At 46.3% G+C, this 17,117-nt stretch carries 3 protein-coding genes; all 3 read right to left on the reverse strand.

The annotated features are described in order from the left end of the window. Positions 1–16: 16 nt before the first annotated feature. Positions 17–8,890 carry an amino acid adenylation domain-containing protein gene (locus NLX73_RS23910; protein ID WP_483311713.1) on the reverse strand — a complete coding sequence of 2,958 codons (8,874 nt, stop codon included), beginning with the start codon at positions 8,888–8,890 and terminating at the stop codon, positions 17–19. A 704-nt stretch (positions 8,891–9,594) separates the two neighbouring features. After that, positions 9,595–15,687: an aminotransferase class III-fold pyridoxal phosphate-dependent enzyme gene (locus NLX73_RS23915; protein ID WP_254327539.1), complete on the reverse strand. Its 6,093-nt coding sequence runs from the start codon at positions 15,685–15,687 to the stop codon at positions 9,595–9,597. Further along, positions 15,662–16,882, reverse strand: coding sequence for an ACP S-malonyltransferase (gene fabD / locus NLX73_RS23920; protein WP_254327540.1), 1,221 nt, complete (start codon positions 16,880–16,882; stop codon positions 15,662–15,664). Before fabD ends, NLX73_RS23915 begins: the two co-directional genes overlap by 26 nt. Between the last annotated feature and the right edge of the window lie 235 nt (positions 16,883–17,117).

Genomic DNA, 17,117 nt, shown 5'->3' on the forward strand with positions numbered 1-17,117 from the left:
CTCCTCGTACGAATCGTTATAGATTCTCATAAAACTGCTTCATGTCTTCAAACTCATCCAGATCCAAACCACGTGCTCCCACATCCGATGGTGTTAGTTGCCGTCCGGATTGGTCCAGACAATGCTGAATAATGCCCGACAAATGATGTTCAAAACGCAACAGAAGCATTCGGATAGTATCTGCTTCATACGCTTGACGGTTATAAAGCATGCAGATGGAAAGCTTACCGTCTTTCAGCCGCCCATCCAGATAGAGGTGATAGGCTAAATCTGAAACGCTACAATTCTGGTCGGACCATAATTCAACATCCATAGGTGATGTATGAAAGTGAGAGGAACTAACCGATTCAGAATGAATCAAGCGGAAGCCAATTTCCGGGTAATACTTAGCATTAAGTTCCGATTTACCGGAGGTTGCAGATCCATATTTTAGTAATCCATATCCTAAACCCTGGTTGGGTACTTGCCGGACTGTCTCTTTAACGTTTCTGAGCAAAAGAGAACTGTCTTTCCCAGGCTCCATATCCAGGACAAGCGGATATATGGAACCGAATTGACCTACGGTTCTTGAAAGGTCCGGTTTGTCCAAAGTCACCGTTTGTTGCTCCCGATCATAATGTTCAAATCCAATGGCGATCTTAGACTGCCCAGACCATTCCACTATAGTCAGTCCCAATGCAGCAAGCAGTAACTCAGCGGTCACCGTATTATAGGTTTGGTTAGCCCGTGTTAACAGCTGGCTTGTTTTCTCGTCCGAAAGCTGTATGATGCAATGTTCTACTGGACGAAGTGTTTCTGAATGTGCAGGTGCCTTATGGTCCTTCGGTATAAATTCGCCATTGAAATGAACCTTATCCAGCCAATAGAGTTTCTCTTTGGCCAGCTTTTTGCTGTCTGCATAGTCTTCTAGCCACCGCATCCAGGAGCGGTAAGAATCTGTTTTGTCAGGAAGCACTATCGGTTCCCCGTTGAGAGCTTGTTCATAGGCAGTTGTGAAATCCTCAAGCAGGATACGCCAAGATGTGGGATCAGCCACTAGCGGATCTACAGAAAGGAAGAACTGGTCGGAGCCCGACATCCGGAATAAGCCTGCGCGCACTCTGGGTCCCTCAAACATTCTATAACTGTTTTGAATTCGGAAGCATTCGGTCTGTAATTGCTTGCTAGCTTGATGGTCATCATCTGCAAGTGAGAACACATCAAGTGTGAACAGTTCTTCATTTTCATCTCGGTACATAAGGATATTCGGCTCATCGATCGACGCCAGACCAAGCCGTAGTCCCTCGTGATGAGTAGTCAATGTTTGCAGCACAGACCGTAACAGATCCTCATCGAAGTCCGGGTTACCCGCAAATAGCATGGATGTTGTCGTACGCAAGGTGTAAAATGTACCCAGTTCATTCAACTGCCGCTGAATCGATGTTATTGGAATCTCTCCATGTATCGAATTCTGGTCTGTGTAGCGGAACAAAGTTGTCACAAGCTTGCTGAGATCCTCAATGAACGGGTGCTCCATCAAAAGAGAAATGTCAAGGGAATAACCATGCTGACGCAGACGTGAGGCCACCTGAACGGCCTTAATAGAATCGCCGCCAAGCAGAAAAAAATGATCTCGAACGCCTATATGATCACATCCCAAAACGTCTTGCCATACCATGACCAGCGCCTTTTCCACATCATTTCTCGGGGAAACATATTCCGTTTGTAAAGAGTCATCTCGGTCCGGCTCAGGTAAAGCTTTTCGGTCAGTTTTTCCATTGGCCGTAAGAGGAAGCTGCTGCAGAGGCACCACATATGCTGGAATCATATAAAACGGCAGCTTCTGCTTGAGCGCATTTTGCACGTCTAGCGGACTTAATGGCTCAGAAGCCACAAAGTATGCACACAAATCCTTGTAGCCGTCTTTGTTTTTCCGCGCTACGACCACTGCTGACTGGATTCCGTCTACGGACAGCAACTGCGCTTCAATCTCACCCAGTTCAATGCGGTATCCTCTTACTTTAACCTGTTGATCGATCCGCCCCAGATATTCAATGTTGCCGTCAGGCATCCAACGCGCCAAATCTCCTGTGCGGTACATCCGCTCATAACCCTCCGCTCCACTGTTAAACGGATTGGTAGCGAACTTCTCCTTTGTCAATTCCGGTCGATTAAGATAGCCCCGGGCTACTCCTATACCACTGATACAAAGTTCTCCCACCGCTCCAATCGGTTGCAATCGCTCCGTGCCTTCCTGTACAACGTACAAATGAATATTATCAATCGGTTTACCGATCGGGATCACCGAGTGCTCTTCCACAGGCTCGCATTCAAAGAATGAAACGTCTACAGTAGCTTCTGTTGGACCATACAAGTTAATTAGTTTTGCGCTTCCAATCCCTGACATAATTCGATAGAAACGCGCCACCTGCTGAGGAGGCAATGCTTCGCCGCTGGCAAATACATGCTTTAGCGTTTTCAATTTGGCTTGCACGACTTCCCTTGGTTGCTGCTCCAGATATTCCAGAAAAATATGCAGCATCGCGGGTACAAAATGAAGGGTGCTTACCTTGTCTTCATTAATCGTGTTCAGGATCTGTTCGGGAGACTTTTCTCCGCCGATTGGCAACAAGCTTACTTTAGAGCCCACCATCGACCACCAGAACAACTCCCATACGGATACGTCAAAAGTAAAGGCAGTTTTTTGCAAAATCGTATCTTCTACGTTCAGCCCATATCTATTGTGCATCCAGCAGAGCCGATTCACGACGGAGCGGTGCTCAACAATAACCCCTTTCGGTTTCCCTGTGGAACCGGATGTATAGATGATATAGGCCGCATGGTTTGGTTCTGCTAGAGGCGCAAGGTTGGAGGCATCTTCATGCCAGCTACTCATGCAGTCTGTCATAGGCTCCGTCGACCTCGACGCTTGCAAAGCCATGATCGTGGAAGCATAATCCAGCACCATTACCTTGCAGTCCGCATATTGCTTCAGCTGTTCTGCAAACTGTGGTTGTGTCAGCACCAGTTGTGTTCTTGAATCTTCAAGCATATATTGAATTCTTTCTTGTGGGTATCCCGGGTCAATGGGTACATAAGCTCCACCCGCTTTTAGAATTGCATAGATGCCAATCATCATCTCAGGTGAACGCTGAGCGATAATCCCCACCGGCTGATCCGGTCCCACTCCTTCCGCCCGCAGCGTTCGCGCTAAACGATTCGCCAGCTCATTCAACTCTTGGTAAGTCATACACTTATCTCCAAATATGATTGCCATGTCATCTGGAGTCCTGCTAACCTGCTGCTCAAACCTTCCATGAATCGTTGCATCCCGCGGAAAATAGGCAGAGGTGTTGTTGAACTCATATAGTAATAAGTGCTTATCTTCTTCTGTCAGCATATCCATGTCAGCCAAGCGAATTCCGACATCTTGAGTTGCGATTTCCAACACTTTTATATAATGGAGGGCAATTCGCTCAATCGTCTCCAACTTAAACAGGCTGGTCGAATACTCCCAGGTGAAAGTTAAATGGTCTTGAGTTTCCGTTACATGTAATGAAAGATCGAACTTCGATACACCTGCATTAAACTCATTCGGTTGCAAACGAAGTCCCTCGAATTCAATGACCTCTGTTCCCTTATTTTGCAGACTGAACATCGTATCAAAGATGGGATTGCGGCTTACATCGCGTACTCGATCCAGTTGGTCGACCAGTTGTTCAAATGGATATTCCTGGTGCTCCAACGCAAGCAGAGTGTTATGTTTGACGTCCTCCAGGAAAGCACTGAATGGCTGGGACGCTAGCGGTCGATTACGGAGAACTAAAGTATTCACAAACATGCCGATCATCGCTTCCGTATCCGCATGTCCTCTACCCGCTGCCGGCGTACCTACGAGGATGTCCTCTTGCCCAGAGTATTTACTTAACAGCACATTATAAGCTGCTAAAAGCACCATAAAGAGCGTTGCTCCCGTATCTCTTCCCAATTGATTTAGTCTTTCCGTCAGCTTGGGTTGCACATTGACGATAAGACTGTCCCCTGCGAAGCTCTGACTTGGCGGACGAGCAAAGTCAGTTGGCAGGTCTAATACAGGGAGCTCGCCGTCCAACGTGTCTAACCAAAATGCTTCATCCTTTGCTTGGCTGTTTCCGGCATAATGTTGTTTTTGCCAAACGACATAGTCTTTGTAGTGCACGTCAATGGGGGCAAGTGGCATACCCTGATACCGCGTGCTGATCTCATCCATTAATACTGCCATTGAGAAGCCGTCTGAAATGATATGGTGCATATCGACCAGCAACATAAACTGGTCACGATGGATTGCGAACAGCTCAGCACGAATTAAAGGAGCCTTACTCAGGTCAAAAGGCTGAATAAACAGTTCATGGGCGTGATTAGCATCCTCTTCGGAAATTGGAGTAACAGGAATGTCCAGTGAAAGCATATCCTGTACCTTCTGCACGGTTTCCCCGTCTACTAACTCAAAATACGTCCGAAAGGATTCATGCCGTGAAAAAACCTCCTTCACTGCATCAATGAACCTGGAAACGTGTAACTCTCCCTCTATATGCAGTTGACCCGATACATGATACGCTGCACCTCCACCCAGTTGATCCAGCACATACATTCTTTTTTGAGCGGGAGATACCGGATAAAAGGGCTGTAAATCTGCCGGAACAAGCGGCTCAAACTTTCGCTTTTGTCCTCCTCTTACATGTGCCGCCAGTTGTGCAATCGTTTGCAAATGTAAAATTTGTACCAGCGGAATATATACTTCGAATTCCTTGTTAATTCTGCTTAGAATAACAGTCGCTTTTAAGGAGTCTCCACCCATTTGAAAAAAATTATCGTTGTATCCGATATTAGATACATTCAAAACTTCCTTACATATGGATATCAGTTTGTCCTCAATCATATTACCGTCAGAAACCTGCTTCTGCGAGTCCTCTATCCTGATATCTTCTGGTTTCGGTAATGATTGAAAATCCGGCTTCCCATCAGCCAAAAGAGGGATGCTATCCATCAAAACCCAAAAGCGAGGTTGCCCATAATCAGGAAGTATTGAGCTTACACTCTCTTTCAGCTTCGCTATATCCCACGAATTAGAATTATTGTCCACTATATAAGCCACTAGATACGATGAGTTACTGCTCTCGCCGTCTTTCCGTGCCGTCAAAACACAGGCATCCAAATCCAGTGCTCGCAAAATATGTTTCTCTATCTGCTCAAGATTCACTTGATGCCCGCGAATAAGAACATCTCGGTTAACTGCACCAATATGTCGAATTCTCCCTCCAACCTCGACATAAGCCCATTCCAGCGTCGTTCCCAGTAAACCAGCGGATGTGGCCAAATATACTTGTCCGATGGTACCCGTAGGAGACGGATGTTTATATTTGTCCAAGATACAAGGATAATTCCCTTTAGAATCCGCGTATGTCGCCCACACTTCCAGAAGCCGCTCCCTTTGCGTACTTCTAAGCAAAGACAGCGCAGATACACGCATTCCGTCTTCCTGCACAATCGAGCTCAGCAGATGTAAAAAGTATTGCGCCCATACCTCTATAGTGTCTTGTTGAAAAAGACTCGCAGCATAGTCAAAATCAAGCCGCAACTGCTGACCAGACTCCGTAACATTCAGAAACAACTCATACTGACAGGACAATATTTCATGCTCCAACAATTCTGTTTCCAGTCCGTAATAGTGAAACTCCGGAATGGGCCTATCCATATTGAACAACACCTTAAGAATGGGCAAATGGCTTAATCCTAACTGGGCAAGTCCGGCAAAGCTGTATTTCTGATAAGCATCCAGCGTATGCATTACTCGCTTGACCGTCTGCGTGAATTCCGTGAACGTTGCTCCAGAGTCTACCTCACAAATCACTGGAAGCAAGTTAACGCAGTGGCCAATTAGCGGGGACACACCCATATGAGATTGCCCTGCGGTTGGAATACCTACTATTATTTGATTTTGGCCTGTCAGTCTGTGCAAGAAAAGCTGAAAAGCAGACAATAAAGTCACAAACAAGCTGTTGCCAAGCCGAATACTGACTGATTTCAGTTGCTTCACCAGAGGCGCATCCACCACAATGGTGTGCCGTGCTCCGCGCGAAGAAGGAGAGCTGATGTTGCGTTGGAGAGACGGCAAGTCAAGAACTGGCAATGGCTTCGCAAGTACATCCGACCAAAAAGCAAGGGCAGCTGCTCCACCTGCCTCTAACTGGTTTTGCTGCCATGCTGCGAAAACTCGGAACGGAACAGGATCGGGAAGCGTGCAGCGTTCGCCCCGTACACAAGCGGAATAAAGTTGTTCCAGTTCATGGAAAAACACACCGATGGACCAGCCATCTGCAATCAGATGATGAAATGTAAATGCAGCGATGTGCTTCTCATTCGACGTTTTTAAAAGCTGGATACGGAATAAAGGTTCCCCCGCACTTATTGGGAATACGGTCTCCCTGTCCTTCTCCATCCAAGCACGGATATCGTGTTTCTGCTCCTCTCCAGAAAGACTGCTGATATCATGCAGCGGGATGCTAACGGTCATTGCCGGGGCGATGATCTGCGTTTCTCCGTCCTCCCCCATAAAGGTGCGTAAGGCTTCGTGGCGCTCAACGATGTGATGGACAGCCTCATTAAATTCCTTAACATGTAGCGGGCCCCGGAAACGCAGTAAAACAGTCTCATGAAGCGACTCCGACCCCTTTGAATCCGAGACTGAGGCGAACCATAACTGCTTCTGATCCGGAGTCAGCTTAATCGTCGATTCCTTAAGGTCTGCAGTTGCAGTTTCAGGAAAAAAAGCCTTGTTTAGATCGCTTTCATGAGGGTGCAGATCCGGCAGAAATCCTCCTTTACGCAGCTCATTAACGCTCTCTTTAATTGCCTGTACAATTCGCTCCATATCTTCCGAAGTATGAGCCGTTGACAAAAAACAGTTACGGCCTTCCCATATATAAATTCCTTTATCCAGCATGTGATAGAAGAATAGTTCCAAGTCACCTTTAAGGACGAAGCGGAACAAGGAACCGAAGTAAACGACCTTTATAGGTATCTGTTCCTCCGTAAAATAGTGGTTCAGTTCTGCTGCGAGCGCCTTCGTACGACTATTCAGCTCGTTATTCAGTTGCCCCTTGTCCTTCTCCAACCGCTCTAGTACGGCCAGCGAAGCTGCCATAGCCAGGGGGTGATGGCAAAAAGTTCCCGCTACAAACGTTCGCTGTTGCTCATGCGGTGGATAAGAGTCATCTCCGAAGCTCCACATTCCTCCATCAATTCCATCCATGAACGATGCTTTCCCTGCCACGATACCGATCGGAAGACCGCCGCCAATGATTTTACCGTAAGTTACAAGGTCGGCTTCAATGCCGTACCACGCCTGCGCACCCCCCGGCTGAATACGGAAGCCCGTAATTACCTCATCAAAAATGAACGCGGTCCCGGATTGCTCCGTAATCTGGCGTACTTCCTTCAGAAAAGCTGCGGGCTGGAAATCAGGGCGGCGACTCTGCACTGGCTCTATGAGAACAGCAGCCAGTGCATGGGCATGGGAGCGGATATATTGGAGTGACTCGTCCGTTCCATAGCTGAGCACAACGACATCGTCCACCATGTGCTGTAGTACACCAGGTGCCAGAGGAGTGGAATGTTGTTCCCTGTCATCCGTTGCTCCCCCCAATGCCAATATTCCATCAAAGGTACCGTGATAGGAACCAGAAAAAATCACCACTTTATCCCGCCCGGTGGCAGCCCGTGCTAACCGAAGAGCGACCATAATCGCCTCTGTCCCCGAGTTATATAGCGCAATTCGTTCCATGCCTGTCATTTTGCAAATTTTTTCGGCAATCTGCCCGGCCATATTAGACATCGGTCCAAGGCACATCCCGTTATGTATTTCCTTTACTATCGATTCACGAATAAAGGATGGGTTGTGACCAAACAAATTGACCCCAAACCCCATCGTCAAATCAATATATTCATTACCATCCAAATCCCAAATTTTAGAACCCTCTGCACGTTGGGATATAATCTGATACACCATTTCCTTGAGAGCAAGCCTAAATCCGGCCACATTCCGGTTATTGGCGTATACAGATCTGTATTGCTGAGTATATTCTTTGGTTTTTCGTGTGCGCATCGTGTAATGTTCAATCAGCTTTTGCAGATGCTTTTCCTGCCTAAGTGAAAGTGAATTATGGGTTTGTACATTTATTTTTTGATAGGGAACAAATGCTTTCGTTTTTTTTCTGTCTGGCAAAACAGCTGACATGGAAGCCTGTACGGGGGAAACAGAAGTAACTGTGGCAGCTACCTCCTTCATCGCGGATGTCTGAGGCTCGACAGCAATTTGTAGTGAATGCGATTCAGGCATTGCCACTGGTGCAAGCCGAGATTGACACAGTATTTCCATCTGCTGCGACATGAGTTGAAGTTGCATTTCTAAAATTCGTTCTCTCCCCGCAAATACATCCTTATTTGATAGCTTGCTTTCATGGGATGCAGGATCTTCTATAGGGATAGTGGATTTTTGACTCCAGTCCGGCAAGACGGAAGGCACCGAAGAGGTGACACTGGACGACGCAGTCAACTGAAGCTCCTCCGAATTCCGGGTCAATTCTTCAGAGGTCGAGGTTACCCTATCATCAATATAGTTTGTCAGCAACTCCAGCGTAGTCAGTGATTCAAAAAACTCGTTCATTGGGATATCCAAGCCAAACGTACTTTTAATGCTGTGTCTAACCTGAGATAGAAGAATAGAGTCTAAACCCAGTTCTAAAAAATGTTTTTGCGGCTCTAATTCGTCTGGACTGAGTTGGGATACACTTTCGATTATTTTTGACAGTTTATTAGTAATCGTAGATTTTTGCGGATTGGAAGTAGATTCCGTCGAGAAATACTCATTCACCATCTTTTCAGACTCCTTTACTATGGGGTATTCAAGGATTAATTTTATCCTTTCCAACTGTGACGCTAGCCTAAAAAGCACGATACAACCTAGCTAGGGGTAGAGATAGAGTTCTCATAGGAAGGTAAATATGAACGGTCCACTGTATAAGAAAACCATCTTCATACTAATAAAATATAATTATCCATCTGTTAAAGCGAGGATCTAATTTGTTTTATTAAACCATTAATGGCTAAATTCTTTTATTCAACTTATTATGCAGGATATAGTTTTTTTCCAGTATTGATTCTTAAAAACTCAAATCTTTTCTTTTACCCGCTGACATGCGTCCTCATAAACTTTAAAATTCACGACACTCAAAGCTCAAATTAAAGACTCAAAGGCTTTAATATGGTTGCTCTGCCCTTTACGAGCGATTACAACCACTTGCAAAATATGACCTTTGTTGACTCCTGTCGATTCAGCGCAGCCTCACAGCCCAATTGCGATTTTCTTCCACTGGCTTTTTTTATAATTGGTATCCGCACTACTAAAAATGCCAAGTCCTAAGAATAGAACCTGACATTTTATCAAATTTGGAGCGTAAAGACGCCGAGGTGCACTTTACTTAATTTTTCGGCAAAATAATACGGGATTGGCCAATTCACTTAACGTCTCACATTAATATAAGTTCGCATGTTAAGAAGTCACTTCGTTTCTTGACATTAAGCGAACCAGAACTGCCTTTGATCCGGGGTTAGTGGAATGACCGTTTCATCCACATCCACTGTCGATACTTCTGAAGGGTCAGCTATAGACACACTTCGCTTACCTGGACCTGGGCCTTTCCCGATCGGGGTCAGATCAGGCAAGAAGCCCCCTTTACGCAGCTCATCTACACTGTCCTTGACAGCTTGTATGATCCGCGCAATATCTTCCTCCGTATGAGCGGTCGACAAGAAGCAGTTCCGCCCTTCCCAGATGTAAATACCCTTTTCCAGCATGTGATAGAAGAAAAGCTCCAGATCACCCTTGAGTACGAAGCGAAATAGTGAACCAAAGTGAACAATCTTCATGGGTATCTGCTCATGGGTAAAGTAACTATTTAACTCTGCTGCCAACGCCGAAGTACGGCTGTTCAACTGATTTTGCAGCTGTTCGCCGTGGCTCTCCAAATAATCCAACACTGCTAGGGATGCCGCCATCGCCAGCGGGTGATGACAGAACGTACCGGCTACAAAGGTTCGCCGATGCTCATTCTGAGGATAGGAATTATCTCCGAAGCTCCAGGTGCCACCGTCAATCCCATCCATAAAGGCGGCTTTCCCTGCTACGATACCGATTGGCATCCCTCCGCCAATAACTTTACCGTAGGTCACAAGGTCAGCTTGTACACCAAACCACGCTTGAGCGCCTCCCGGTTGAATTCGGAAGCCTGTAATCACTTCATCAAAAATAAAAGCTGTACCGGATTGTTCCGTGATCTGACGAACCTCTTGTAAAAAGGCCTTCGGCTGAAAATCAGGACGACGACTTTGCACCGGCTCCACAAGCACAGCAGCCAGCTCCTGCCCATGTGTGCGTATATAATCCAGCGATTCATCCGTTCCATAGTTAAGTACAACGATATCGTCCACCATGTGCTGCAAAATGCCAGGCGCAAGAGGTGTGGAATGCTCCTTATTGTTGCCAGCGCTACCCAACGCAAGCACCCCATCGAATGTACCGTGATAGGAGCCGGCAAAAATGGCTACTTTGGCTCGCCCGGTGGCAGCACGCGCCAAACGAAGAGCAACCATAACCGCCTCAGTGCCGGAATTGTACAAAGCGATCCGTTCTACACCGGTCAGCTTGCAAATCTTCTCGGCGACTTGTCCTGCCATGTTGGACATAGGTCCGACACACATGCCGTTCTTTAGCTCTGCCTCAATTTTTTCACGGATAAAGGCTGGATTGTGTCCAAACAGATTAACACCAAAGCCCATGGTCAAATCTACATATTCATTCCCATCCAAATCCCAAATTTTGGACCCGTCTGCACGTTGAGATACAATTTGATAGACCATTTCCTTTAAAATAGGCCGGAAGCCAGCTACATTACGGTTATTCGCGTAGACAGACCGATACTGCTGAGTGTACTGCTTGGTGCTTCGCGTCCGAGCAGTATAGCGCTCAATCAGCTCTTGCAGATGTTGTTCTTGTCGGTGTGAAAGCAATTCATGGGCTTTGACCTCCAGCTTTTTATAAGGCGTAAACAGTTTTGCTTCATGGCCTGCCTTCTTCGGAACAGCTAGTACCGGTGAAACAGTAGCTAATGCAGTTGCGACTTCCTGTTTGGTTTCAATGATCTCTGCGCTTCCTCTATTTGCTGACGACAAATCCCTTTCCGGTTGAAATGATTGAGAAACGGATGTCGGAGGAGTCGGTTGAGTTCGGAGCACATCAAGCTGCTGTGACATCACGTGCAGCTGCTGCTGCAAAATCTGCTCGATACCAGCAGAAGTCGCTATAACTGTTGTGCTTTGAAATGGCTCTTGCCCGGACGTAACTATTCCATGAGTCGATGTACCAATTGCGCTGGAATCCTGCCCTGTCCAGGTTGATACTGTAGTAGCATCTACCCGATTAAGGGGTATTTTCGGTTGGCTTTCAGGAGCACCAACTGCTGCCTCGTCAGAAACGGAAATACTCACCTGTTCTGCGACGTAGCTAGTCAACAGTTCGAGCGTGGTCAGCGATTCAAAAAATTCATTCATTGGGACATCCAAGTCGAATGTATCCTTGATGCTGTGGCGGACCTGGGACAAATTAATGGAGTCCAGCCCTAGTTCTAGAAAATGTGTTTGCGGTTCCAGTTCCTCAAGACTAAGTTGTGACACATTACCGATCATTTTCGCTAATTTTTGTTGAATGGAAGATTTATGCTGTTCAGTAAACAACGTTGACGTCGAATACTCATTCCCCATAATTTCAGACTCCCTTACTATTGTATTTTTATAAACGGGTGCAGTCTGCTCCGCTCGCACCTGTTCTGGAACATGAATCCAGCACCTTTTCCTTTCAAACGGATACGTGGGCAGAGAAACCCTTTTGTACGGGTGACCTGCGTATAGCGTGTCCCAGTCTATCTGTGCCCCCTGTACGTACTTCACTGCTACTTGCTCCAGTGCTTGCAAAGTGTCTGAGCTTCCGACGGCTGTTTCTGTACCAACATTACTATCTACTTTCCCAATGTATACACCTTCAATGGCCTTGCCCTGCTCATGAAGCTGATGTAATTTCGCTTTCAGGGCCTCCGCTCCTTCGGCTATCACAGCCACTCGATATGTTAAGTGACTTCTGCCTGTGTTAGCCGTATAGCAGACATCCTCCATCGGCAATTCTTCCTCACATTCAAAGCGATCCACGTACCGTGCAATCAACTCGCTTAAAGCTCCTTCAGTTCGCGCCGATAGTGTCAGCAGCAATGGCGATGATCCATTTTTTCGGTCGGTGGTTTCTTGGCCCGCACCCTTTTTCGCTATATATTCTTCCAGCACCACGTGACAGTTTGTCCCGCTGAAGCCAAAGGAACTCACCCCGCATCTTCTCGGGAATCCGTCTGTCTTCCATTCCCTCAGTCTAGTGTTGGCATACACCGGAGATTCTTCAAAATGGATGTTCCGGTTGGGCGTGCGAAAATGAACGAGCGGTGCAATCTGCTGATGTTTCATTGACAGCACGCATTTGATCAATCCCGCAATCCCAGCAGCTTCGTATAAATGCCCAATATTCGTTTTGACCGTGCTTATCGCCACAAACTGCTTGCGCTGTGTAAATTTGCGGAATGCTTGGGTAATGCCCTTAATTTCAACGGGGTCACCCAGCTTGGTGCCAGTACCATGGGCTTCAATATAGCTTACCGTCTCGGGATCGATCCGTGCATCACGCCACGCCTGCGAAATGACTTCTGATTGAGCCAGCGCATTAGGCGCAGAAATTCCAATCGTACTGCCGTCCTGATTAATCGCGCTTCCTTTAATCACACCCAGAATGTGATCTCCGTCTTTTTCCGCTTGGCGAAGCGGCTTTAAGAGAACGGCTCCAATTCCTTCGCCCCAGCCTGTGCCGTCCGACTGATCGTCGAATGCTCGTGCCCGGTCATCGGAGGATTCCATACCAATGCCAGCTTTCAACGGCAGCAAAATGGTCTTCACTCCACCGGCCAAAGCCATCTCGCAGTCTCCATTCAAAATCGACTTACACGCCAGATGTACCGCCACGAGTGACGAGGAGCATGCCGTATCAATGGTCAGTGCCGGGCCTTTTAAATCAAGCAAATACGCAATCCGGCTGGAAATAATGGACGATAAATTACCAATGGCAAAGTTCGGCAGCGCGCCTGGTTCCACCTCGGACAACAAACGCTCGTATTCAAAGCTGGTTTTGGAAAAACCGACATACACACCGACCTTTTTGCCAGCCAGCTGCTTCCCTCCATAGCCTCCATCCTCAATCGTGCTCCAAGCAGTTTGCAGAAATAAACGTTGATTTGGGTCCATCAGAGAAGCTTCCCGTGGAGTCAACTTGAAGAAGGTGTAGTCAAATTTGTCCACTTCATCCAGATAGCCACCTTCGGCGATTTGCATATTCCGTCCTTCCGTATTCAGATGAGAAATGAAATCTTCGGCATCTTTTCTTCTTTCGTCGCTGTACGGGCCGATATTGTCAGCGCCTGATGCCACATTCGCCCAAAACTGCTCCAGTGTATCCGCATGAGGAAACTTGCCGGACATGCCAATGATAGCAATATCCAGGTCCTCTACCTCCTCTTTGGATTCCAGTTGTGGTGCTGTAATCACCTTATGACCTAAATCCTGGCTGGATATATAACCAGCTAGCTTGGCGATAGTCGGATAAGAGAAAAAGTCCGTTACCTCAATATGAATCCCGAGCTGTTCCTCTAATTGGTCCACGATCTGAACGAGTTGTAAGGAAGTTACGCCGATATCAAAGTAGCTGTCTTCCGTCCCAATTGACTGTACATTTAAAATAGCTTGGCAAATCCCAATCAGTTTTTGCTCGATCTCACCTTGAGGCACAGGGGCATGGTTCGCTTCCTGTATATTTCGAGCGGCCTCGGTCAGGGATGCCAAAACTACATCAAATTCTCCCTGCTCGTAGCTCTGAGCCAGCTTGTAGCGCTGAACCTTTCCACTAGTAGTTTTGGGAATACGGCGGATTGGAACTACATCTTGAATATGCCATCCTCCCCGATAATTCAAATGGCTTTTCAGCCTTTGGACTAGTGGCAAAAATAACTCTATTTTTTTCGTGTGCATCACAAAAACAACAATACGGTCCTGTCTAGTTTGTGCATCATGTACACCGCAGACAGCTACTTTCCCCAGATCCACCCCGTCCAGTTCCTCTGCAATCCTTTCAATATCATGCGGATAAATGTTCTGGCCGTTCACGAAAATAATATCCTTGGCTCTGCCTGTAATCACCAGTCGTCCGTTTCTCATAAAACCCAAATCTCCGGTAATAAGCCAGCCATCCTCTGTCTTGACCTTTGCGGTAGCCTCGGGATTGTTATAGTACCCGGCAGTCACATTTTTGCCGCGAATTTGGGTGTATCCGATTACATTGTCCTTTAGCACCTGATTTTGCTCATCACAAATGCGAACGGAAGTGCTGGCCATGGGGTAGCCCAAATCCGCAAACGTAAGACAACGCTTATCGGATGAATCTACTTCTTCTATAGGTTCACCTACATGCAACTGCTGCCGATTTAAATGAATGGTAACAAAATTATCTTTATCCAAAGGTGGAGTGGAAACACCTACGCTGGCCTCTGCCAAGCCGTATACAGGATACATGATATTTTTATTTAATCCATGTACACTCATGGCTTCCATAAATACATGGCAAAGCTCCACCGATATGGGCTCAGCCCCATTTAAAATCATACGAACACTTGACAAATCCCAGTTATCCGCTGTTTTGGATTTATATTGATCAAGGAAAAATTTATAGCCGAAGTTAGGAGAACAGATTTGAGTCACCTTATGCTCCGACACCTTTTTTAGCCATAATGAAGGACGTCTTATAAAAAGAGCTGTTGGCATAATGAGTTGCTTGGCATGGGCGATGACACAAGTTAAATGAAAAGCGATCAACCCCAAATCATGTGTGAGTGGCATCCAGCCCAGATACGCATCACTTGAAGTCATTCCCGTTTGACTGGCGATATCCCGAATATTGTATACGAGATTCTCATGCGTCAGCATGACTCCCTTAGGATCACCTGTCGAACCAGAGGAAAATTGAATAAACGCCAAATCCTCCGGTCTGGATTCATGTATGGCCCCTTTGTTCTGATCGGAATAATCAAAATCATGACTAGAAAAGGTCGCTTTTTTTACAGAATCAAAGAAATCCAGCATCTCATGCTGGTGAGAATACTTTTCTAGCTGCTCTAGTACTTTATGATCCGCAATCATATAAGGGCAAGTAAGGGTACTCCAGATTTTAAACAGCTTCATTTTATGTTCATCATTATTCCCGATACTTACAGGTACCGGGACGATTCCTCCGAGCAGACAGCCCCAAAACACATTCACAAAGGTATGATTGTCTTCAATTTGCATAATTAGTTTATTACCAGGCTGTACTCCTTTTTCCTGCAATTGATGAAGCACCTGCAGTGCTTGCTCCAGAAGTTGACTGTAGCTTACATACTCCTCCTGTGTATCACCCGAAATGAAAATAATCCCATTTTCAGCTCTACTGGCTCGGTCCTGTATGATTTCAATTAAAGTTTGAAACTGTTCCATCCTGGTCCCTCCTCAAAAGGTCTAAAACTTCCTCCTGCTCTCCTGCAGATACTTGTTTGGTTTGCAATATCAGGCGAATACACTCCAGCGCTTCGCGTCTTAGTTCATAAGCAGAAGAAGAGTTGCCCGATTCTATGCTTTTGAGTAACTCTTCCAACCTGCGAATAGGTAAAATAACCCCCTTATGATACTCATCCTCATTCCAATTGGCATTGGGTGTAGACACCGCCACCGCCAGCGGTTTGACCAACCAATCACGGATCGAAAAACGACGTTCCAGTTCAATCCGATCCAAGTCTCTGTCCAAGGAAAGCACCTCAAAAGCGGTGTTTGTTTCCTTTGCCAAGTTTTTCAGCACCGTTCGCGGTCCTAATTCAATCCCCTGCTGCACCCCCTGTTTCTCCATATACTGCATCGTTTGTATCCACCGCACTGGACGGATCATTTGCAAATGCAAACCTTGACGAATGCTGTTGGCATCCGTATATGGTAGTGCTGTAACATTAGAAATGACAGGCCACAGTGGTTCATGAAACGTATATTTTTGCAGTTCCAATGCTAATCGGTCAGCAGCATGCTGCATAAGCGGGCTGTGAAAAGGGCCGCTTACCTGCAAACGGGTAATTTGGAACCCGCGTTGCTCTAATTGTTCCGCCACCGCAGCAACAGAGGAATGATGACCAGAAACGACGTATTGATAGGAAGAGTTATAACATGCGATGGTAATAGGCTGACTGGTAACGGCATAATGATCGCACAGTTCTTCTAGCAGATTTAAATCAGCCCCACGAACAGCAACCATGCAACCCACTCCGGCCTCTGAGGCTTCTTCCATAAAGCGTCCTCGTTCTTGCACCACCCGCAAAGCATCGCCAAACGACAAGACTTCGCTGCTTACCAATGCAGAATACTCACCCAAACTATGCCCTGCCGAAAATTCGGGAATAATCCCAACATCGTGCATGTAACGTCTGAATGCGATTACACTGATCGTGAGAAGTGCCGGCTGGGTGTAGGATGTTCTCGATAATTGAGAGATGGGTCCTTCCATACATAAAGTTTTCAAATCATACCCCAAAATATCAGCAGCCTCTTCAAAAATGTGACCTGCCTCTGAAAAACCATCATGCCATGTCGCTCCCATCCCGACATATTGAGACCCTTGTCCCGAAAAAAGCAAAGTCATGCGGTTCATGTCCAACCCCTTTCCTCACCATAAAAAAAGCGGTAAAACAAATGTTTTATGGGATCCAGATGTTCACATTCCTATGTATTTAAAATAGATACAGCAAAAACAACAAAATGTCTTGCCACAAACAAACAGTAATCGACATGTTAAAGTAAATCGTTTTTGAGTTTCATGATGTAGTTAGAAATAAAAAGTGTGTAAGTAGACTTGGAAGTGTAAAAAAAATGGAGAGTGCTGGAAG

It is taken from the genome of Paenibacillus sp. CH40 (assembly GCF_024213605.1).
Taxonomy (GTDB): domain Bacteria; phylum Bacillota; class Bacilli; order Paenibacillales; family Paenibacillaceae; genus Paenibacillus; species Paenibacillus polymyxa_B.